Here is a 17665-nt window from a genome sequence, read left to right on the forward strand (position 1 = left end):
CGAATAATCCACCCCCAAGACCTGATGGGGTGTCGCCGTTCGCCCGCCCCGCCAGATGCCAAAAACTGCCGGAAACCGAACCGATGGACAACGCCGTTGCACTGCAGCCGCCCCTGACGCCCGCCGCCCCCGCCGCCGACCTGGCCGTCGCGCCGGCCGGCTTCGGCGCCCGCGTGGCGGCGCTGCCGATGAAGGCGAAGATCTCGGCCGGCGCCGGCATCGCCGCGCTGCTGGCGATCGTGGTGGCCCTGTCGCTGTGGTCGTCCAAGCCCGACTACAAGGTGCTCTACGCCAACCTGTCGGACAAGGACGGCGGTGCCATCATCTCGCAGCTGTCGCAGATGAACGTGCCCTACCAGCATGCCGAAGGCGGCGGCGCCATCCTGGTGCCGGCCGACAAGGTGCACGACCTGCGGCTGAAGCTCGCCTCCCAGGGCCTGCCCAAGGGCTCGACGGTGGGCTTCGAGCTGATGGACAACGCCAAGTTCGGCATCACCCAGTTCCAGGAACGCCTGACCTTCCAGCGCGGCCTGGAAGGCGAGCTGACCCGCTCGATCGGCGCGCTGTCGGCGGTGCAGAGCGCCCGCGTGCACCTGGCGCTGCCGAACCAGAACGGCTTCTTCCGCGAGCAGCAGAAGCCCTCGGCCTCGGTGCTGCTCACGCTCTACCCCGGCCGCACGCTGGACCGTGCGCAGCTGGCCGGCATCGTGCACCTGGTGTCCTCCAGCGTGCCCGAGCTGGCGCCCAAGGCCGTCAGCATCATCGACCAGGACGGCGCCCTGCTCACCGAGAATCCCGACGCCCAGAACCAGGGCAGCCTGGATGCCAAGCAGCTGCAGTACGTCTCGCAGATCGAGGCGTCCTACACCCGCCGCATCATGGACCTGCTGGAGCCGGTGGTTGGCCGTGACAACCTGCGCGCCCAGGTCACCGCCGAGATCGACTTCTCGCAAAGCGAGTCGACTTCCGAGCAATTCCGCCCCAACCAGGGCAACGAGCCGGCCGCCGTGCGCAGCCAGCAGACGTCCGAATCCAACCAGCCCGGCGCCGCCGTGCCCACCGGCGTGCCCGGTGCCACCACCAACCAGCCGCCGGTGCCCGCCACCGCGCCCATCAACGGCACCGCGCAGCAGCTGCAGGCGGCCGGCAACGTGGCGCCCGGCGCCGCCGGCACCGCCAAGCGCGACGCAATCACCAACTACGAAGTCGACAAGACGGTGCGTGTCACCCGCAACGCCACCGGCTCGGTCAAGCGCATCAACGCCGCCGTGGTGATCAACCACCGCACCAGCACCAACGCCGCCGGCAAGACCAGCACCGTGCCGCTGAGCGAGGAAGAGCTGCAGAAGCTCACCACGCTGGTGCAGGAGACCGTGGGCTACAGCCAGGAGCGTGGCGACTCGGTGAAGGTCGTCAACGCGCCCTTCCAGGCCGAGAAGGTGGAGACCACCGACACCCCGATCTGGAAGGATCCGCAGATCCTCGCGCTGCTGCAGTCCGCCGCCATTCCGGGCGCCCTGACGCTGCTGGCCCTGATCATCGTGTTCGGCGTGATCCGCCCGGCCATCAAGGCGGCCAACCCGCCGCCGCCGGAGCCGGCCCGGCCCGCGCTGGACGCGGTGGTTGCCGACACCGAAGTGCTGCCGCCGCTGGACGGCGCCCCCGGCGCGCCGATGCTGGCCGCCCCCGTGGCGACCGAGCGGCTGGACCATGCCCGCCAGCTGGCCCGCGACAACCCGGCGGCGGTCGCCAACATCGTGCGCAACTGGGTCAGCAAGGAAGCCGGCGCCTGACGGCCGGCCACGCCACCGCCCCGAATTCGAACCCGCCCCACCACCGCGAGCCCCACCACCATGGATGAAGCCGGCCTGCAAGACGCCGCGATTCTGCTGATGTCCCTCGGCGAGGAAGAAGCCGCCGAGGTCTTCAAGCACCTCACGCCCAAGGAAGTGCAACGCCTGGGCGAGACGATCGCCAAGATGAAGGTCATCTCGCGCGAGCGGGTCGACGAGGTGCTGGTGCGCTTCAACGACGATGCGGCCGACCAGAGCATGCTGGTCAGCGACACCGACGAATACGTCAAGAGCGTGCTGCGCAAGGCGCTGGGCGAGGACAAGGCCAACCTGCTGATCGACCGCATCCTGCAGGGCAGCGACGTCACCGGCATCGAAAGCCTGAAGTGGATGGACGGCAGCTCGGTGGCCGAGCTGCTGCGCAACGAGCATCCGCAGATCGTCGCGGCCATCCTGGTGCACCTGGACTTCGAGCAGTGCTCGCAGGTGCTCAAGTGCTTCACCGAGCGCCAGCGCAACGAGGTGCTGATCCGCATCGCGACGCTGGACGGCATCCAGCCGACCGCGTTGAAGGACCTCAACGAGGTGCTGTCCAAGGTGCTGGCCGGCGGCGACCGGCTGCGCAAGGCCACGCTGGGCGGCGCCAAGACGGCGGCCGAGATCATCAACATGCTCGGCTCCTCGGTGGAAAGCTCGGTGCTGGACTACATCCGCCAGAACGACGGCGACCTGGCACAGAAGATCATGGACAACATGTTCACCTTCGACGACCTGATGAAGGTCGACGACCGTGGCATCCAGAGCCTGCTGAAGGAAGTGCAGTCCGAATCGCTGGTCATCGCCCTCAAGGGCGCCCAGCCGGAGCTGCGCGAGCGCATCTTCGCCAACATGTCCGGCCGCGCCGCCGCCACGCTGCGCGAAGACCTGGAGTCGCGCGGCCCGGTGCGGCTGTCGGAAGTGGAAGCGGAGCAGAAGGAAATGCTGAAGATCGTCCGCCGCCTGGCAGACGAAGGCCAGATCGTGTTGGGAGGCAGCGGCGATGACGGCTTCGTTTAAAGCGCCCCCGCGCCCGGTGCAAAGCCGCTTCATCCCGCGCGAGGAGCTGCACTCCTTCTCGGCCTGGAACCTCGGTTCGCTGGCCGACGGCCAGAGCGGCCCGGTGAACGCGCCGCCGCCGCAGGAGGCGCCCGCGCCCGAGCCCGAACCGGTACCGGCCGGCCCGACGCCGGAGGAGATCCTGGCCGAGCTCAACGAAGCCCGCCAGTCCGGCTACAAGGACGGCTATCGCGACGGCCTGTCGGCGCTGGAGAACTTCAAGCAGAGCTACGCGGCCCAGATCACCGCCCAGGTCGGCCAGATCGCCGCCAGCTTCCAGGCCCAGCTCGACGCGCTGGAGCAGCAGCTGGCCCTGTCGGTGGCCCAGCTGGCCAGCGACATCGCGCGTCAGGTGGTGCGCAACGAACTGGCCACGCAGCCGGAGCTGGTCGAGGCAGTGGCCCAGGAAGCGCTTGGCAGCCTGGTCCACTCGGCGCGCCATGTGCGCGTGCTGGTGAACCCGGACGACCACCAGCTGCTGACCGAGCGCGGCCAGCTCGACCTGCAGTCGCGCCACGCCCGGCTGATGCCGGACGCCAGCGTCACCCCGGGCGGCTGCGTGGTCGAGTCCGACATCGGCGTCATCGACGCCAGCCTGGAAAGCCGCTGGCGCCAGGTCGCCGCCGCCTTGGGCCAGCGCAGCGAATGGGCCGACACGCCCGCCACAGCCGCAGAAGAGGAAGCCGCCGAATGACCGCCACCGCTCCCGCCGCCAAGCTGCAGGCCTGGCAGCAGTACATCAAGGACCTGCGCGCCTTCGCCAACGCCCCCATGCCGCTGGAAGCGCAGGGCACGCTGGTGAAGGTGGCCGGCCTGGTGCTGGAGGCCGCCGGCATCCGCGTGCCGGTCGGCTCGGTCTGCGAGGTGCGCATGGACGGCCAGCCGCCGGTGCAGGCGGAGGTGGTCGGCTTCGCCGGCGACCGCGCCTACCTGATGCCCACCGGCGAGGTGCACGGCCTGGCCAGCGGCGCCCGCGTGGTGCCGATGTCCTGCCCCACCACGCCGCCGCGGCTCGGCCAGGTCAGCCATCCCTGGCGGCGCAGCGAAGACCGCAGCCTGCACCTGCCGATGGGCGACGGCCTGCTGGGCCGCGTCATCGACTCGCACGGCCGCCCGATGGACCGCCACGGCCCGCTGCGCGAAGTGCACAACGAGCCGCTGGTGCGCCGCCCCATCAACGCCATGGAACGCGACCCGGTGCGCCTGCCGCTGGACACCGGCGTGCGCGCCATCAACTCCATGCTGACGGTCGGCCGCGGCCAGCGCATCGGCCTGTTCGCCGGCTCCGGCGTCGGCAAGTCGGTGCTGCTGGGCATGATGGCCCGCTACACCCAGGCCGACGTGATCGTGGTCGGCCTGATCGGCGAGCGGGGCCGCGAAGTGAAGGAATTCATCGAGGACATCCTCGGCGAGGAGGGCCTGGCCCGCTCGGTGGTGGTGGCCGCGCCGGCCGACGCGCCGCCGCTGATGCGCATGCAAGGCGCCAGCTACGCCACCGCCATCGCCGAGCATTTCCGCGACCGCGGCCAGCATGTGCTGCTGCTGATGGATTCGCTGACCCGCTATGCCATGGCGCAGCGCGAGATCGCGCTGGCCATCGGCGAGCCGCCGGCCACCAAGGGGTATCCGCCGAGCTGCTTCGCCAAGCTGCCACAGCTGGTGGAGCGCAGCGGCAACGGCCTGAACGGCGTGGGCTCGATCACCGCCTTCTACACCGTGCTCAGCGAAGGCGACGACCAGCAGGACCCGATCGCCGACGCTGCCCGCGCCATCCTGGACGGCCACATCGTGCTGACCCGCGAGCTGGCCGAGAGCGGCCACTACCCCGCCATCGACGTCGAGAAGTCGGCCTCGCGGGTGATGCACAACGTCGCCACCCCGGACCACCTGGACGCCGCGCGCAAGTTCCGCCAGATGTACGCCCGCTACAACCGCAGCCGCGACCTGCTCCAGATCGGCGCCTACAGCGCCGGCCAGGACCCCGAGTTGGATGCCGCCGTGCGCGCCTTCCCCGCCATGCGCGGCCTGCTGCAGCAGGACATGCGCACCGGCGCCACGCTGCGCGACAGCATCCAACAGATGAAAGCGACGGTGGGCGCCCCCTGAGGCCGCCGCAGCCGCTTGAAGCCAGAACCGCCCCCGAGAAGGACCGCCCATGAGCCGCCACCACGCCCTCAGCCTCGCCCTCGAACATGCCGAAAAGGCCCGCGACGACGCCCTGGAGCTGCGCCGCCGCGCCGCCGCGCAACTGGAGAACGCCGAGCGCCAGGCGGAGCAGCTGCAGGAATACCGGCGCGACTACCAGCAGCGCTGGAGCGAGCAGTTCAAGCGCCAGGGCACGATGGACATCCTGCGCTGCTACCAGGACTTCATGGGACGCATCAACGCCGCCATCGAGCAGCAGGCCGGGGCGGTCGCCCAGGGCCGCCGGCAGCTGGACTGGGCCACCGGCGTGGTGCTGGAGCGCGAGACGCGCGCCGCCTCCATCCGCAAGCTGATCGAGCGCCGCGAGGCCGAGCGCGCCCTGCAGCAGCAAAGGCGCGACCAGAAGGTGACCGACGAACAGGCCGCCCGCGCCGCCTGGAACCAGCGGGCCAACGACGCGGCAGCGTCCTCCGGCTTCGCGCTGGCCTGAGCCGCCGTCCCGCCCGCCACCGGCCGCACCAACGACCCTCCATATATAAAGAAGACCTTCGCATGTCCGGCGCCGCTTCCCTGCTGAACTTCCTCAACGGCTCGCCCGCGGGCGTCGGCGCGACGCCGGCCACGCGCGGTGCCGCTGCCGCCACCGGCCCCGCTGCGGGCAGCGCCGGTTTCTCCAACATGCTGCAGCAGGCGCGCGAGCAGAACGCCCGCCAGGCCGAGCAGCGGCCGCGCGCCGAACCCCGCGCACCGCAGCCGCCTGCGCCGGCGGCCCGCCTGCAGCCTGCGCCGGAGCAACCGGCCAGCACGCCTGAGGCCGCGGCGCCCGCGCCAGCGGCCCCGCCCGCGCAGGACGCCGCACCGCCCGCGGCACAAGCCGAGCGGCCGGTGGACCGCAAGGAGGCGAACGAGGCAACCGACACCCAGCCGCCGGCCGACTTGGCCGGCCTGCCCTGGGCCCCGCTGATGTCGGAAGGCAGCGTCGAGGCCGCCGGCGGCCTGCCCTCGGCCGAGCTGGCCGGGGAAGGCGCCGCACTGGAGGGCCCGTCCGGCCAGAAGCGCCGGGGCGCCGAGGGCCTGGGGCGTGCGGGCGAAGAGCGGCCGGGCTTGGTGGATGCGCGCCAACAGGCCGCCGAACCCCGGCAAGCCGCTTTCGACCAGCAGCTGGAAGCCCAGCTCGCCGGCAGCGAGGCCACCAGCGGCGCCGAAGCAGCGGCCGGCCCGTCGGCCATCGAAGCGCCCGCCGGCACGCTGCCGGCTGGCGCCTTGCATGCAGCGGCACCGGCCGGCCCGAGCGCGCCGGCCGCCACGGCGGAGGCGCAGGCTTCGGTGGCGGTGCCGGTCGATTCGCCGGAATTTCCGGAAGCCCTGGCCTCGCAGATCACCTACCTGGTGCGCGATGGCGTCCAGCAGGCCAAGCTGATGCTGAACCCGGTCGACATGGGGCCGCTCACCGTGCAGATCGCGCTGCAAGGCCAGCAGGCACAAGTGGATTTCATGGCTGCGAACGCCGGCACCCGCGCCGCATTGGAGGCCAGCGTGGCCGAGCTGGCCGCGGCGCTGCAGGGCGCCGGCTTCACGCTCACCGGCGGTGGGGTGTCGCAGCAGTCCTCGCAGGGCCAGTCGTCCGGCGCCGGCAACGGCCGGCAGGAGCCCGCGCGACCGGAGGGCCCGGAGTCGCTCGCCGGCAGCGCCGCCACGCCGGCCCCTGCCGCGGCGCGCCGCGTGCGACAGGGCGCGCTGGACCTGTTCGCCTGAGGCAGGCGGCGCCGGCCATAAGCGACGCGCTGCAAAGACAGAGGGGCGCAGAGGCCGGCAAGCACACCGTTTCCGGTGACAGTGATCGGCGGCCTCTGCGCCCCCTGCATTCCACCCCGCGCAGCGCGGGGAAAGGAAGGCACCCGGACGGGCGGGAATCCGGCGCGGCGGAAATCAGGCGAGCTGCTTGCGCAGCCGCTCGGCACGCTCCTTGGGTGCCGGGTGGGTGGACAGCCAGTCGGTCTTGGCGCCGCCGCCGAACATCTTGTCCAGCTTCTCCAGGGCAGCGACGGCCGCCATCTGGTCGAACTTGTGGCGCTTCATGAACTGCAGCGCGTAGTCGTCGGCTTCCTTCTCGTTGCCTTGCGAATGCTGCGCGCGCACCACCTGGCCCATCAGGTTGCCGAGCTCCGACTGGGCAATGGTGCCCACCTTGCCCCCCGACGAGGCGGCCGCCTGCTGTGCCGCGCTGGTGGCCAGTGCCGTCTGCATGCGCTTGCGGGAGTGGCCGCTCTGCACGTGGCCGATCTCGTGGCCGATGACGTAGCGCACCTCGTCGTCGCTCATGGCTTCCATCAGGCCGCTGTACACGCGGATAGTGCCGTCGGCCATGGCGAAGGCGTTCACTTCCTCGGTCAGGTAGACCTTGTAGTTCAGCTTCAGGCCGCCTTCCTCGCCCATGTCGGCCGTCAGCGCGGCCAGGCGCTTGGCGTACTTGTCCTTCGGCGGCGCCACGCGGTTCTCGGCGTCCGACAGCACGGCCATCTGCGCGGCATAGGCGCGCACTTCCTCGTCGCTCAGCGTGGCGGCCTTGGCGGCGTCCTTGGCGGCGCCCAGCATGCCGTCGAGCTTGAAGGCAAAGGCGCCCGGTGCAGCGCTGGACAGGATCAGGCCAGGCACGCCCAGCAGGATATTGCGGCGGTTCATTTTTTATTCCCTCTCATCGTTAAGGTCACCGCAAATTCTAAGTGGGCGGGGTGAGCAAACCGCGTTCCCGCATACCCCCAAACGGGGGCCGGCCCTTTGCTTCGGGGGGCGGGTCGGTTCCGTGAAGTGGGTGGCACACAGACCGCGAATAGGCCCGCTTTCGGCCGCTTATTCGGGCTTGGGCACAGGCGCGGCCCCCGAATAATCCCTGCATCCCCCTCGCCCCAGGAAAGCCCATGTCCGCCGCTCCGTCTGCCGACGCCGCCTCGCCCAAGAAGAGCCCGAAGAAGCTGATCATCGGCATCGTGGCCGCGCTGGTCCTGCTGCTGGCCGGTGGTGGCGGTGCGCTGTTCATGATGAAGAAGGGCGCACACGCCGAGGAAGGCGCCGAGGAAGAGGCGCCGGCCGCCGAGGAGCATGCGCCGAAGGCCGCGCACAAGAGCGGCCCGCCGGTGTTCCTGCCGCTGGACCCGTTCACGGTGAACCTGGCCGACAAGGACAGCGAGCGCTATGCCCAGGTCGGCATCACGCTGGAAGTCGATTCACCCGAGATGGCCGAGCAGCTCAAGTCCTACATGCCGGCCATTCGCAACAACGTGCTGATGGTGCTGTCGCACAAGACGGCCGACGAACTGCTCGATCGCGCCGGCAAGGAAAAGCTGGCCGCCGAGATCATGCGCGAATCGGTGCGGCCGATGGGCATCGAGATCGAGGACGAAGACGAGGACGAAGCCGCCGAGGAGGCGCCCAAGCCCAAGAAGAAGAAAAAGAAGAAGAAAAAGGCGACCTACAACCCGGTGCAGCAGGTGCTGTTCTCCAATTTCATCATCCAGTGAAGCAGGCCGCCTGAACCGGGTCGAGGAAGCGCACGATGAATCAGCAGATCCTCTCGCAAGACGAAGTCGATGCCCTCCTGCAGGGCATCACCGGCGAAAGCCAGAAACTGGAGCAGGAAGAGGTCCAGAGCGGCGGCATCCGCAACTACGACATCGCCAGCCAGGAGCGCATCGTCCGCGGCCGCATGCCGACGATGGAGATCATCAACGAGCGCTTCGCCCGCAACATCCGCATCGGCCTGTTCAACCTGATCCGCCGTACGCCGGAAATCTCGGTGGGCGCCATCAAGGTGCAGAAATACAGCGCCTTCCTGCGCGAGATCGTCGTGCCGACCAACTTCAACATCGTCTCGGTGCGGCCGCTGCGCGGCTCCGGGCTGATCGTCTGCGACCCGACGCTCGTGTTCGCGGTGATCGACGCGCTGTTCGGCGGCAACGGCAAGTTCCACACCCGCATCGAGGGGCGCGACTTCTCGCCCACCGAGCAGCGCATCATCAACCGGCTGGTCGAGGTGATCAGCGAGGAATACAAGAAGGCCTGGGTTGGCATCTACCCGCTGGAGCTGGAATACCAGCGTTCGGAGATGCAACCGCAGTTCGCCAACGTGGCCACACCGAGCGAGATCGTGGTGGCCACCTCCTTCACCATGGAGATTGGCGACAGCTCCGGCACCATCCATTTCTGCATCCCCTACGCCACCCTGGAGCCGATCCGGGATGTGCTGTATTCCACGGTGCAGGGCGACTCGGTCGGCTCAGACCGCCGCTGGGTCAAGCTGCTGACCAAGGAGATCCAGGCCGCCGAGGTGGAGCTGGTGGCCGAGTTAGGTCATGCGCCGGCCACGGTCGAGGAGTTGCTGGCGCTCAAGCCGGGCGATTTCCTGGAGCTGGACCTGAACCCGATGATCGAGGCCAAGGTCGACGGCGTGCCCGTCTTCAACTGCCACTACGGCACCTCCAACGGCAAGTACGCCATCAAGATCGATCAAATGTTGACCGGCCACGACTTCGGCTGGTTGGGAGAATCTCATGCCACTTGAATCTCAAGCCCCGAGCACCGACGAGCAGGACGCGATGGCGGCGGAATGGGAAGCCGCGCTCGCACAGCAGAGCAGCGCTTCCAGCCAGCAGCAGGTGATCGACGCCCCTGCCGAGCAGGTGGCGCCCGCCTCGTTCACCAATTTCACGCCCACCGGGCCGTCCACGGCGGGCAACGACATCAACATGATCCTGGACATCCCGGTGCAGCTCACCGTGGAGCTGGGACGCACCCGGATCCCGATCAAGCACATCCTGCAGCTGGCCCAGGGTTCGGTGATCGAGCTCGACGCGATGGCCGGCGAGCCGATGGACGTGCTGGTCAACGGCTACCTGATCGCCCAGGGCGAGGTGGTGGTGGTGAACGACAAGTTCGGCATCCGGCTGACCGACATCGTCACGCCCTCCGAGCGCATGCGCCGGCTCAGCCGCGGCATGTGAGGGATTTGTCACGCTGGCCGCGCCTGCGGCCGCCGCGGCTGCGACCGCGGTGCTTCCGGTAGAAGCAACAAGGGGGCCTTTGGCCCCCTTGTTCATGGCATCCCCGCGGCGGGGTTTGAACACAATCCTCTTCAGTTCCCGGGCCTCGTGCCGAGTCCCCTTCCCGCCCCTCACCGCCACCCGCCATGCCTTCTGCCGGAATGTCAGTTTTGTGGTTCTTCCTCATCGTCGCGATGATCCCCGCGGCCTTGTGGCTGCTCAAGCGCTCGCAGGTCGCCGGCCTGGGCGGCATGGGGCAGCAGCAGCTCACCCGAGTGATCTCCATCACCGGCCTCGGCCCGCAGCAGCGGGTCGTGACAGTCGAGGTCGGCCAGGGCGAGCAGCGCCAGTGGCTGGTGCTGGGCGTTACCGCCCAGTCCATCACCACGCTGCACACCCTGCCCGCACAGGAACTGCCGCCGGCCGCGCCGCTGCAGATGCCCAAGCTGCCGCCGTCTTTCGCGGCACTGCTGAACAAGGCGCGGGGAGACAAGTGATGCGCTGGTCCGATGTGTCCTGGCGCCAGGCGGCGCTGTACGTCGCCGGCGTGATCCTCACGCTGCTGATGACCCTGCCGGAGATGGCCTTCGCCCAGGCCGCCCAGCCGACCCCGGCAGCGCCCGCCACCTTGCCGCTGCTGGTCGGCCAGGGCGCCGGCGGCAACAGCTACTCGGTGCCCATCCAGACCCTGCTGTTCTTCACGGCGCTGAGCTTCATCCCCGCGGTGCTGCTGCTGATGACCGGCTTCACCCGCATCGTCATCGTGCTGTCGCTGCTGCGCCAGGCGCTGGGCACCCAGTCGGCACCGCCGACCCAGGTCATCATCGGCCTGTCTCTATTCCTGACACTGTTTGTGATGGGCCCCACGGTGGACCGCGTCTACACCGAGGCCTACAAGCCGTACGCCGAGCAGCAGATCCCGTTCGAGGAAGCGCTCAAGCGCGCTGAAGTGCCGATGCGCGGCTTCATGCTCAAGCAGACCCGCGAGTCCGATTTCGCACTGTTTGCCAAGCTGGCCAAGCTCGACCCGTCGGTGAAGGCCGAGACGGCGCCGTTCCGGGTCATCGTGCCGGCCTTCGTGACGAGCGAGCTGAAGAGCGCCTTCCAGATCGGCTTCATGATCTTCATCCCCTTCCTGATCATCGACATGATCGTCGCCAGCGTGCTGATGAGCCTGGGGATGATGATGCTGTCGCCGGTGCTGGTGGCCCTGCCCTTCAAGCTGATGCTGTTCGTGCTGGCCGACGGCTGGAACCTGCTGCTCGGCTCGCTGGCCGCCAGCTTCGCCACCTGATCGCGCCCCTCCTGTCCTGCCCTGCCCCGCCCGAACCACGGAGCCCCGCCCCATGAACGCCCAGGAAGTCTTCAGCTTCACCCAGCAGGGCATGTACCTGCTGCTGACCCTCTGCGCCCCGGTCCTGCTCACCGTGCTGGCCGTCGGCCTGGTGGTCAGCATCATCCAGGCCGCGACGCAGATCCACGAACAAACCCTGGCCTTCGTGCCCAAGATGGTGGCCGCCGTCGCCGTGCTGGTGGTCGCCGGGCCCTGGATGCTCACCTCGCTGGTGGAATTCATCCAGCGCACGATCAGCTCCATTCCCTCGATGGTGCTCTGAGCACCATCGATGTGAGTAAGCCCCAACCCTCACACCCCGTCGAGTTGCCGTGCTGACCTTCAATGAAGCGCAGCTGATGGCGTGGATCACGCCCATCCTGTGGCCCTTCCTGCGCACGCTGGCGCTTTTCATGAGCGCGCCCATCCTGTCGATGCGCTCCACGCCGGCACGCGTGAAGGTGGGCCTGGCGTTCTTCATCGCGCTCGCCTCGCAGGTATCGATGCCCGAGCCGCCGGCGATTTCGCTCAATTCGGCCGAACTCTTCGGTGCGGTGCTGCAGCAGGTGGTGGTCGGCCTGACCATCGGGTTCGCCGTGCGCATCGTGTTTGCCGGCATCGAATTCGCCGGTGAGCTGGTCGGCCTGCAGATGGGCCTGGGCTTCGCCTCCTTCTTCGATCCCACCGCCGGCGGGCAGAGCAACGGCGTCAGCCGCATCTTCAATGCCACCGTGTCGCTGCTCTTCATCGTGATCAACGGCCACCTGGTGCTGATCGCCGCGGTGATCCAGAGCTTCCAGGCCTTTCCGGTCACGGCACACCCCATGGCCTTCGTGCAGGCCGTGCAGGTTCACACCTGGGGCATCGAGATCTTCAAGCTGGGCCTGTGGATCGCCCTGCCCATCCTGGCCATGCTGCTCTTCGTGAACCTGGTGCTCGGTGTTATTTCACGAGTGGCGCAACAGATGAACATCTTTGCCATCGGCTTCCCCATCACGCTCAGCATCGGCTTGATCGGGGTGGTCGCCACGCTGCCGTTGCTGGAACAGCCCTTCACTTTCGCGCTGGAGCGCATGCTCACCCACTTCCAGTAGCGGCACCGCCTGCGAATCAGGGAAAACCAGGGCGACCGGCTGGCCCCAGGGACCGTCCGGGCTGTCTCTTGATGAGCCACTCCGGCCCGGAGCCTCGGCCGCCGGCCGAGGCCGGCTTCAGACCAGGCCGTTGCGGATCGCGTAGACCGTTAGCTCCGAGTTGTTCGACAGCCCCAGCTTCTCCAGCACCCGCGCCCGGTAGACCGAGACGGTCTTCGGGCTCAGCGTGAGTTCCTCGGCGATGTCGGACAGCCGCTTGCCCGAGGCGATCATCACCAAGGTTTGCAGCTCGCGATCGGAAAGGCGCTCATGCGCCGCCTCGGAGGTCGGCGTGGTCAGGCTCTCGACGAGCATCTGCGCCATGTCGGGCGTGACGTACTTGCGGCCCTGAGACACCATGCGCACCGCCGCCACCAACTGCGCCGGATCGCCGCCCTTGTTCACATAGCCATAGGCGCCCGCCTTCAGCGCGCGGATGGCGTACTGGTCCTCGGGATACATCGAGACCACCAGCACCTTCACTGGCGAGCCCTCGTCCTTCAGCACATGCAGCACATCGAGGCCGCTGCGGCCCGGCAGGTTGATATCGAGCACCAGCACGTCGCATGCCTGGGTGCGGAGCAGGCTGCGCAGCTCTCCATAGTCGCCGGCTTCTCCCACCACATCGATGTCGGGCACATCCGCCAAGGTGTCGCGGATGCCGCGCCTGATCAAGGCATGGTCGTCGCACAGGATGACTTTGATCATAGATCTCCCCAGAACGTCGGGTCCTCGCCCGAGCGTGCCTCTGCGTTCGCCGCATCATCGCCCGGCTCGCTGCTGTCGGTCAACGGCACCAGCAAAATCAGCGTCGTGCCACCCGGCCCGCTGCTGAGGTCGACCCAGCCGCCCACCGTGCTGGCGCGCTCGTGCAGCCCGCGGATGCCGAAGGAACGGGCCTTGGCCAGATCCTCGGTGCTCAGCCCCCGGCCGTTGTCGCTCACCTCCAGCGACAGCACGCCCCCCGCCAGCGTCAGGTCCACCTTCACCTGGGTGGCCTGGGCGTGCTTGGAGACGTTGGTCAGCGCTTCCTGGGCGGTGCGGTAGGCCACCAGCGGCACGCCCGCCGGCAGCTGCAGCTGCTCGTGGCTGGAGTGGAAGCTGGTGGCGATGCCATTGCGTTTCTCGAAGGCGCCGGTCATCCACTGCAGCGCCGCCACCAGGCCCTGCTCCAGGATGGCCGGGCGCAGGTTGTGCATGATGCGCTTGCTCGCGTCCAGCGCATGGCTCACCAGCTCCAGCGCCGACTGCGCGCGCTGCTGCACCGCCTCGTCGGCGCTGTGCCGGGCGATCCAGGCGATGTCGAACTTCAGTGCCGTGAGGGAACCGCCGACATCGTCATGCACCTCGCGCGCAATGGCGGCGCGCTCGGCCTCCACGCTGGTTTGCAAGTGCTGGGCCAGCTCGCGCAGCCGCTCCTTCGACTGGGCCAGCGCCGCGTCGGCCTGCTGCTTGGCCCGCACCGCTTCCTGCGCCTCGATGGCGTGCAGCGTGGCCGGCGCCAGCCGGGCCAGGTTGTTCTTCAGCAGGTAGTCGCTCGCGCCGTTGCGCATCGCCTCCACCGCCACGTCCTCGCCGATCTCGCCGGAGACGATGATGAAGGGGATCAGCCGCCCGCTGGCGCGCAGCATGTCCAGGGCCATCAGCCCCGAGAAGCCGGGCAGGTTGTAGTCCGACAGGATCACGTCCCAGGGCCGGCCCTCCAGGCCGCTGCGCAGGGCGGCATCGAAGTCGGCGGCGGTCTCGACCCGCACGGCCCGGATGTTCAGGCCGGCCCGCTGCAGCTGCGTGATCATCAGCTCGTGGTCCAGCTCGGAGTCTTCGATGTGAAGCACCCGCAGTTCGCGGCGCAGGGTTGACGGGTTCATGAAGGCGCCTTCGCGTGGGTTAGTGGCCGACTTGCCAAATAAGTCCTACAGGCAAGGAAGGTGCGTGCCGAAGATGTGGGCGAATCCTTGCCCTTTTCGAGTCGATGGCGACCACCATGTCGCCCCAAAATTCTAATGGGGAAGACGCACAAGAGTCCTCATCGTGGAGACCCGTTTTGATGAACGAGAACCCCTCGCCAGACGAAGACAGCCCGCTGCCGCTGTTGATGGCCGCCGACATCCAGGACCACCTGATGACGGCGACCAACGACCTCGAGCGGCTGCAGACCCTGCTTGCAGACGCCTGCGACGGGTTGATGCTGCGCTTTTCCACCGCGGTGGAACAGATGCAGTCGCTGATGACGGCTGCGACCGACCATCGTATCCAGACCTCGGAGCTGATGCCCGTGATGCTGAACCTCGGCTCGGCAGTGACCTCGCTGCAGTTCCAGGACATGGCATCGCAGCTGATCGTCCATACCAACCGCCGGCTGCGCAACTGCGCCGACCAGATCGCTCGCGAAGCGATGGGGGACGACGAAGACGGTGCCCCGGTGGTCGAGAGCGCACCGCTGAACCCCAACCCGGTCACCCAGGCAGAGATGGACGCCGGCTCCATCGAACTGTTCTAAAGAACTTCCGGCAACGTCCGATATAGGCCTAAACGGAGATAGCTATGCATTCAATCCTTGCCGTAGACGATTCGGCATCGATGCGCCAGATGGTGTCCTTCACGCTGAAGAGCGCCGGCTACAACGTGGTCGAAGCAGTCGACGGTCAGGACGCCTTCGAGAAGGCGGGCAGCCGCGGCTTCGATCTGGTGCTCACTGATCAAAACATGCCTCGAATGGACGGCATCAGCCTGACCAAGAAGCTGCGCGAAAACCCGCAGTTCAAGGCCACGCCGATCCTGATCCTCACCACCGAGTCCAGCGACCAGATGAAGCAGGCCGGCCGTGCCGCCGGTGCCACCGGCTGGCTGGTCAAGCCTTTCGACCCGAGCAAGCTGATCGAGGTCATCCAGAAGGTGATTCGCTGAGCCCGGCGAGACACCCATCAAGGAACAGCAGAAGGAGCACGCCATGGGCGAGATGACGTCCGAAGGCTCTCAACTGAGTGCCGGCATCGACCTGAGCCAGTTTTATCAGGTCTTTTTTGAAGAAGCCGGCGAGAACCTCGACCGCATGGAGCAGTTGCTGCTCGAACTCGATATCGAGGCGCCGGACGACGAGGAGCTCAACGCGATCTTCCGTTGCGCCCACTCGATCAAGGGTGGCGCAGCGACGTTCGGCTTCGCCGATGTGGCGGAGCTGACGCACCAGATGGAGACGCTGCTGGACAAGCTGCGCCGCCATGAGCTGCAGCTGACCGCCCCGATGGTGGACGTGCTGCTGGCTTCTGGCGACGCCTTGAAGGCCCAGCTCGCCCGCCACCAGACGGGTGCCGGCGACGAGTTCGACACCACCGAGCTGCTGTTCAACATCCGTGCCATGGTGGCCGGCGAGACGCCCAAGGTCATCGCCGCTGCGGCGGCCGCCGCGCCGGCCCCGGTGGCCGCACCGGCCCCCGCCCCGGCGCCTGCCGCTGCACCGGCCGCTGCCGGCGCCCGCACGCTGGAGCTGACGGTCGGCCCGCTGGACGACCCGTCGCAGGCCAACAACCTGGTGGACCTGTTCAAGGAAATCGTCGACCTCGGCACCATCGAGGCGCTGGACGGCGGCGTGGCCGAAGGGGGCATGCGCCGCTTCAAGGTCGTGACCTCCAGCAGCGAAAGCGACTTGCTGGACCTGTTCACCTTCCACGTCTCGCGTGAACACGTGCGCTTTGCACCGATCGGCGAGCCGGCGGCGGCCGCACCGGCCCCCGCGGCCGACCTCGGCTACGGCTTCTTCGACGACGCCCCTGGTGCGCCGGCGGCCACGGAGGCGGCCAAGGAAGGCGAAGCTGGCTACGGCTTCTTCGAGAATTCGCCCGGGGCGCCGCAGAGCCATGTGACGCCCACCGAAAGCGCCTCGCCCCAGGCCGCCAAGCCGGCGCCCAAGGCAGCCGCCAAGGCCGAGGCAAAGGCCGGCGCCGCCCTCGACGCCGCGACCATCCGCGTCTCGGTCGAGAAGGTGGACCAGCTGATCAACCTGGTCGGTGAACTCGTGATCACGCAGGCCATGCTGGCGCAGAACAGCCGCGGCCTGGACCCGGCCGTGCACCAGCAGATGCTGGCCGGCCTGACCGACCTGGACCGCAACACCCGCGACCTCCAGGAAGCGGTGATGTCGATCCGCATGATCCCGATGGCCACGGTGTTCAACCGCTTCCCGCGCATGCTGCGCGACCTGGCCGCCAAGCTCGGCAAGAAGGTCGATCTGGTGACGCAGGGCGAGGCCACCGAGCTGGACAAGGGCCTGGTCGAGAAGATCACCGACCCGCTGACCCACCTGGTGCGCAACTCCTGCGACCACGGCATCGAGCTGCCGCAGGACCGCCTGGCCAAGGGCAAGCCCGAACAGGGCACCATCACGCTGGCGGCCTCCCACCAGGGCGGCTCCATCGTGATCGAGGTGCGCGACGACGGCCGCGGCCTGTCGCGCGAGAAGCTGCTGAAGAAGGCGCGCGAGCGCGGCCTGCATGCGCCCGACTCGCTGAGCGACCAGGAAGTGTGGGGCCTGATCTTCGAGCCCGGCTTCTCGACGGCAGACCAGGTCACCGATGTCTCCGGCCGCGGTGTCGGCATGGACGTGGTGAAGAAGAACATCGCCTCGCTCGGCGGCACGGTGGAGATCGACTCTGCCGAAGGCTACGGCATGCGGGTGGCCGTGCGGCTGCCGCTGACGCTGGCCATCATGGACGGCATGAGCGTGGGCGTGGGCGAAGAGGTCTACATCCTGCCGCTGTCCTCCGTGGTCGAGAGCTTCCAGGTCGAGCCCGGCATGGTCAAGAGCATTGGCAACAGCGGCCGCGTGGTCGAGGTGCGCCAGGAATACATGCCGGTGGTGGAGCTGGAACAGGTCTTCCAGGTGCCCCGCTTCGACTTCGAGCATGTGAGCTCCATCATGGTGGTGGTCGAGGCCGAAGGCGGCCGCGTCGCCCTGCTGGTGGACGAGCTGCTCGGCCAGCAACAGGTGGTGGTCAAGAACCTGGAAGCCAACTACCGCAAGGTGACCGACGTCTCCGGCGCCACCATCATGGGCGACGGCCGCGTGGCCCTGATCCTGGACACCGGCAGCCTGGTGCGCCGCTCCCGCCATTGATCCCTGCAACCGCCAAG

Annotated in this window: 19 protein-coding genes; 16 read left to right on the forward strand and 3 right to left on the reverse strand. The window is 68.3% G+C overall.

The features are described from left to right. The first annotated feature begins 83 nt into the window (after positions 1–83). The 6 genes from fliF (at position 84) to N7L95_RS08990 (ending at position 6788) form a co-directional block, all read left to right on the forward strand. Positions 84–1793, forward strand: coding sequence for a flagellar basal-body MS-ring/collar protein FliF (gene fliF / locus N7L95_RS08965; RefSeq protein WP_301259476.1), 1710 nt, complete (start codon positions 84–86; stop codon positions 1791–1793). A 60-nt stretch (positions 1794–1853) separates the two neighbouring features. Then, complete coding sequence (fliG, locus tag N7L95_RS08970; RefSeq protein ID WP_301259477.1) at positions 1854–2849, forward strand: flagellar motor switch protein FliG; 996 nt, start codon at positions 1854–1856, stop codon at positions 2847–2849. Continuing rightward, positions 2833–3582, forward strand: coding sequence for a FliH/SctL family protein (locus N7L95_RS08975; RefSeq protein WP_301259478.1), 750 nt, complete (start codon positions 2833–2835; stop codon positions 3580–3582). Before fliG ends, N7L95_RS08975 begins: the two co-directional genes overlap by 17 nt. Continuing rightward, entirely contained in the window at positions 3579–4994 is a 1416-nt protein-coding gene (fliI, locus tag N7L95_RS08980) for a flagellar protein export ATPase FliI (protein WP_301259479.1), read from the forward strand. Before N7L95_RS08975 ends, fliI begins: the two co-directional genes overlap by 4 nt. Before the next feature lie 49 nt (positions 4995–5043). Continuing rightward, entirely contained in the window at positions 5044–5523 is a 480-nt protein-coding gene (locus N7L95_RS08985; protein ID WP_301259480.1) for a flagellar export protein FliJ, read from the forward strand. Between the two features lie 62 nt (positions 5524–5585). Then, positions 5586–6788: a flagellar hook-length control protein FliK gene (locus tag N7L95_RS08990; RefSeq protein ID WP_301259481.1), complete on the forward strand. Its 1203-nt coding sequence runs from the start codon at positions 5586–5588 to the stop codon at positions 6786–6788. 174 nt (positions 6789–6962) lie between these two features. On the opposite strand, the gene N7L95_RS08995 is transcribed toward N7L95_RS08990, so the two are convergent. Then, positions 6963–7715, reverse strand: a complete 753-nt coding sequence (locus N7L95_RS08995; protein ID WP_301259482.1) for a M48 family metalloprotease — start codon at positions 7713–7715, stop codon at positions 6963–6965. A 236-nt stretch (positions 7716–7951) separates the two neighbouring features. Between N7L95_RS08995 and N7L95_RS09000 the strand changes: the two genes are divergently transcribed. From N7L95_RS09000 to fliR, 7 genes are all read left to right on the forward strand, one after another. After that, complete coding sequence (locus N7L95_RS09000) at positions 7952–8551, forward strand: flagellar basal body-associated FliL family protein (protein ID WP_301259483.1); 600 nt, start codon at positions 7952–7954, stop codon at positions 8549–8551. A gap of 35 nt (positions 8552–8586) precedes the next feature. Continuing rightward, positions 8587–9591, forward strand: a complete 1005-nt coding sequence (fliM, locus tag N7L95_RS09005; protein WP_301259484.1) for a flagellar motor switch protein FliM — start codon at positions 8587–8589, stop codon at positions 9589–9591. Then, the gene (fliN, locus tag N7L95_RS09010; protein ID WP_301259485.1) at positions 9581–10030 is read left to right on the forward strand and encodes a flagellar motor switch protein FliN; all 450 of its coding nucleotides are present in this window, start codon (positions 9581–9583) and stop codon (positions 10028–10030) included. Before fliM ends, fliN begins: the two co-directional genes overlap by 11 nt. Positions 10031–10230: 200 nt before the next feature. Further along, entirely contained in the window at positions 10231–10566 is a 336-nt protein-coding gene (locus tag N7L95_RS09015) for a FliO/MopB family protein (RefSeq protein ID WP_301259486.1), read from the forward strand. Positions 10567–10634: 68 nt separating this feature from the next. Then, entirely contained in the window at positions 10635–11363 is a 729-nt protein-coding gene (gene fliP, locus N7L95_RS09020; protein WP_435870093.1) for a flagellar type III secretion system pore protein FliP, read from the forward strand. Positions 11364–11415: 52 nt separating this feature from the next. Further along, a complete protein-coding gene (gene fliQ, locus N7L95_RS09025; RefSeq protein ID WP_301259487.1) occupies positions 11416–11685 on the forward strand; it encodes a flagellar biosynthesis protein FliQ in 270 nt (89 codons plus the stop codon). A gap of 49 nt (positions 11686–11734) precedes the next feature. Beyond that, positions 11735–12496 carry a flagellar biosynthetic protein FliR gene (gene fliR / locus N7L95_RS09030; protein ID WP_301259489.1) on the forward strand — a complete coding sequence of 254 codons (762 nt, stop codon included), beginning with the start codon at positions 11735–11737 and terminating at the stop codon, positions 12494–12496. Positions 12497–12613: 117 nt separating this feature from the next. On the opposite strand, the gene N7L95_RS09035 is transcribed toward fliR, so the two are convergent. Both N7L95_RS09035 and N7L95_RS09040 read right to left on the reverse strand, forming a co-directional pair. Then, complete coding sequence (locus tag N7L95_RS09035; RefSeq protein WP_301259490.1) at positions 12614–13243, reverse strand: response regulator; 630 nt, start codon at positions 13241–13243, stop codon at positions 12614–12616. After that, positions 13240–14403, reverse strand: coding sequence for a hybrid sensor histidine kinase/response regulator (locus N7L95_RS09040; RefSeq protein ID WP_301259491.1), 1164 nt, complete (start codon positions 14401–14403; stop codon positions 13240–13242). Before N7L95_RS09040 ends, N7L95_RS09035 begins: the two co-directional genes overlap by 4 nt. Positions 14404–14582: 179 nt before the next feature. On the opposite strand from N7L95_RS09040, the gene N7L95_RS09045 reads away from it, so the two are divergent. Genes N7L95_RS09045 through N7L95_RS09055 form a run of 3 tightly spaced genes read left to right on the forward strand, consistent with a single transcriptional unit; the run spans position 14583 to position 17648 of the window. Further along, a complete protein-coding gene (locus N7L95_RS09045; protein WP_301259492.1) occupies positions 14583–15035 on the forward strand; it encodes a hypothetical protein in 453 nt (150 codons plus the stop codon). 44 nt (positions 15036–15079) lie between these two features. Then, on the forward strand, positions 15080–15442 hold the full coding sequence (locus N7L95_RS09050; RefSeq protein WP_265405835.1) for a response regulator: 363 nt from the start codon (positions 15080–15082) through the stop codon (positions 15440–15442). A 43-nt stretch (positions 15443–15485) separates the two neighbouring features. Then, the gene (locus tag N7L95_RS09055; RefSeq protein WP_301259493.1) at positions 15486–17648 is read left to right on the forward strand and encodes a chemotaxis protein CheA; all 2163 of its coding nucleotides are present in this window, start codon (positions 15486–15488) and stop codon (positions 17646–17648) included. Positions 17649–17665 lie beyond the last annotated feature (17 nt).

The organism is Eleftheria terrae, from assembly GCF_030419005.1.
GTDB lineage: Bacteria > Pseudomonadota > Gammaproteobacteria > Burkholderiales > Burkholderiaceae_C > Caldimonas > Caldimonas terrae.

What these genes read in the sequence shown, in the direction of transcription:
- N7L95_RS09045 (WP_301259492.1), top strand. Translation starts at nt 14,583, where the DNA reads ATGAACGAGAACCCCTCGCCAGACGAAGACAGCCCGCTGCCGCTGTTG.
- fliM (WP_301259484.1), top strand. Translation starts at nt 8,587, where the DNA reads ATGAATCAGCAGATCCTCTCGCAAGACGAAGTCGATGCCCTCCTGCAG.
- fliI (WP_301259479.1), top strand. Translation starts at nt 3,579, where the DNA reads ATGACCGCCACCGCTCCCGCCGCCAAGCTGCAGGCCTGGCAGCAGTAC.
- N7L95_RS09000 (WP_301259483.1), top strand. Translation starts at nt 7,952, where the DNA reads ATGTCCGCCGCTCCGTCTGCCGACGCCGCCTCGCCCAAGAAGAGCCCG.
- N7L95_RS08995 (WP_301259482.1), bottom strand. Translation starts at nt 7,715, where the DNA reads ATGAACCGCCGCAATATCCTGCTGGGCGTGCCTGGCCTGATCCTGTCC.
- fliP (WP_435870093.1), top strand. Translation starts at nt 10,635, where the DNA reads ATGACCCTGCCGGAGATGGCCTTCGCCCAGGCCGCCCAGCCGACCCCG.
- fliG (WP_301259477.1), top strand. Translation starts at nt 1,854, where the DNA reads ATGGATGAAGCCGGCCTGCAAGACGCCGCGATTCTGCTGATGTCCCTC.
- fliQ (WP_301259487.1), top strand. Translation starts at nt 11,416, where the DNA reads ATGAACGCCCAGGAAGTCTTCAGCTTCACCCAGCAGGGCATGTACCTG.
- N7L95_RS08975 (WP_301259478.1), top strand. Translation starts at nt 2,833, where the DNA reads ATGACGGCTTCGTTTAAAGCGCCCCCGCGCCCGGTGCAAAGCCGCTTC.
- N7L95_RS09055 (WP_301259493.1), top strand. Translation starts at nt 15,486, where the DNA reads ATGGGCGAGATGACGTCCGAAGGCTCTCAACTGAGTGCCGGCATCGAC.
- N7L95_RS09050 (WP_265405835.1), top strand. Translation starts at nt 15,080, where the DNA reads ATGCATTCAATCCTTGCCGTAGACGATTCGGCATCGATGCGCCAGATG.
- N7L95_RS08985 (WP_301259480.1), top strand. Translation starts at nt 5,044, where the DNA reads ATGAGCCGCCACCACGCCCTCAGCCTCGCCCTCGAACATGCCGAAAAG.
- fliN (WP_301259485.1), top strand. Translation starts at nt 9,581, where the DNA reads ATGCCACTTGAATCTCAAGCCCCGAGCACCGACGAGCAGGACGCGATG.
- fliF (WP_301259476.1), top strand. Translation starts at nt 84, where the DNA reads ATGGACAACGCCGTTGCACTGCAGCCGCCCCTGACGCCCGCCGCCCCC.
- N7L95_RS09015 (WP_301259486.1), top strand. Translation starts at nt 10,231, where the DNA reads ATGTCAGTTTTGTGGTTCTTCCTCATCGTCGCGATGATCCCCGCGGCC.
- N7L95_RS09035 (WP_301259490.1), bottom strand. Translation starts at nt 13,243, where the DNA reads ATGATCAAAGTCATCCTGTGCGACGACCATGCCTTGATCAGGCGCGGC.
- N7L95_RS08990 (WP_301259481.1), top strand. Translation starts at nt 5,586, where the DNA reads ATGTCCGGCGCCGCTTCCCTGCTGAACTTCCTCAACGGCTCGCCCGCG.
- N7L95_RS09040 (WP_301259491.1), bottom strand. Translation starts at nt 14,403, where the DNA reads ATGAACCCGTCAACCCTGCGCCGCGAACTGCGGGTGCTTCACATCGAA.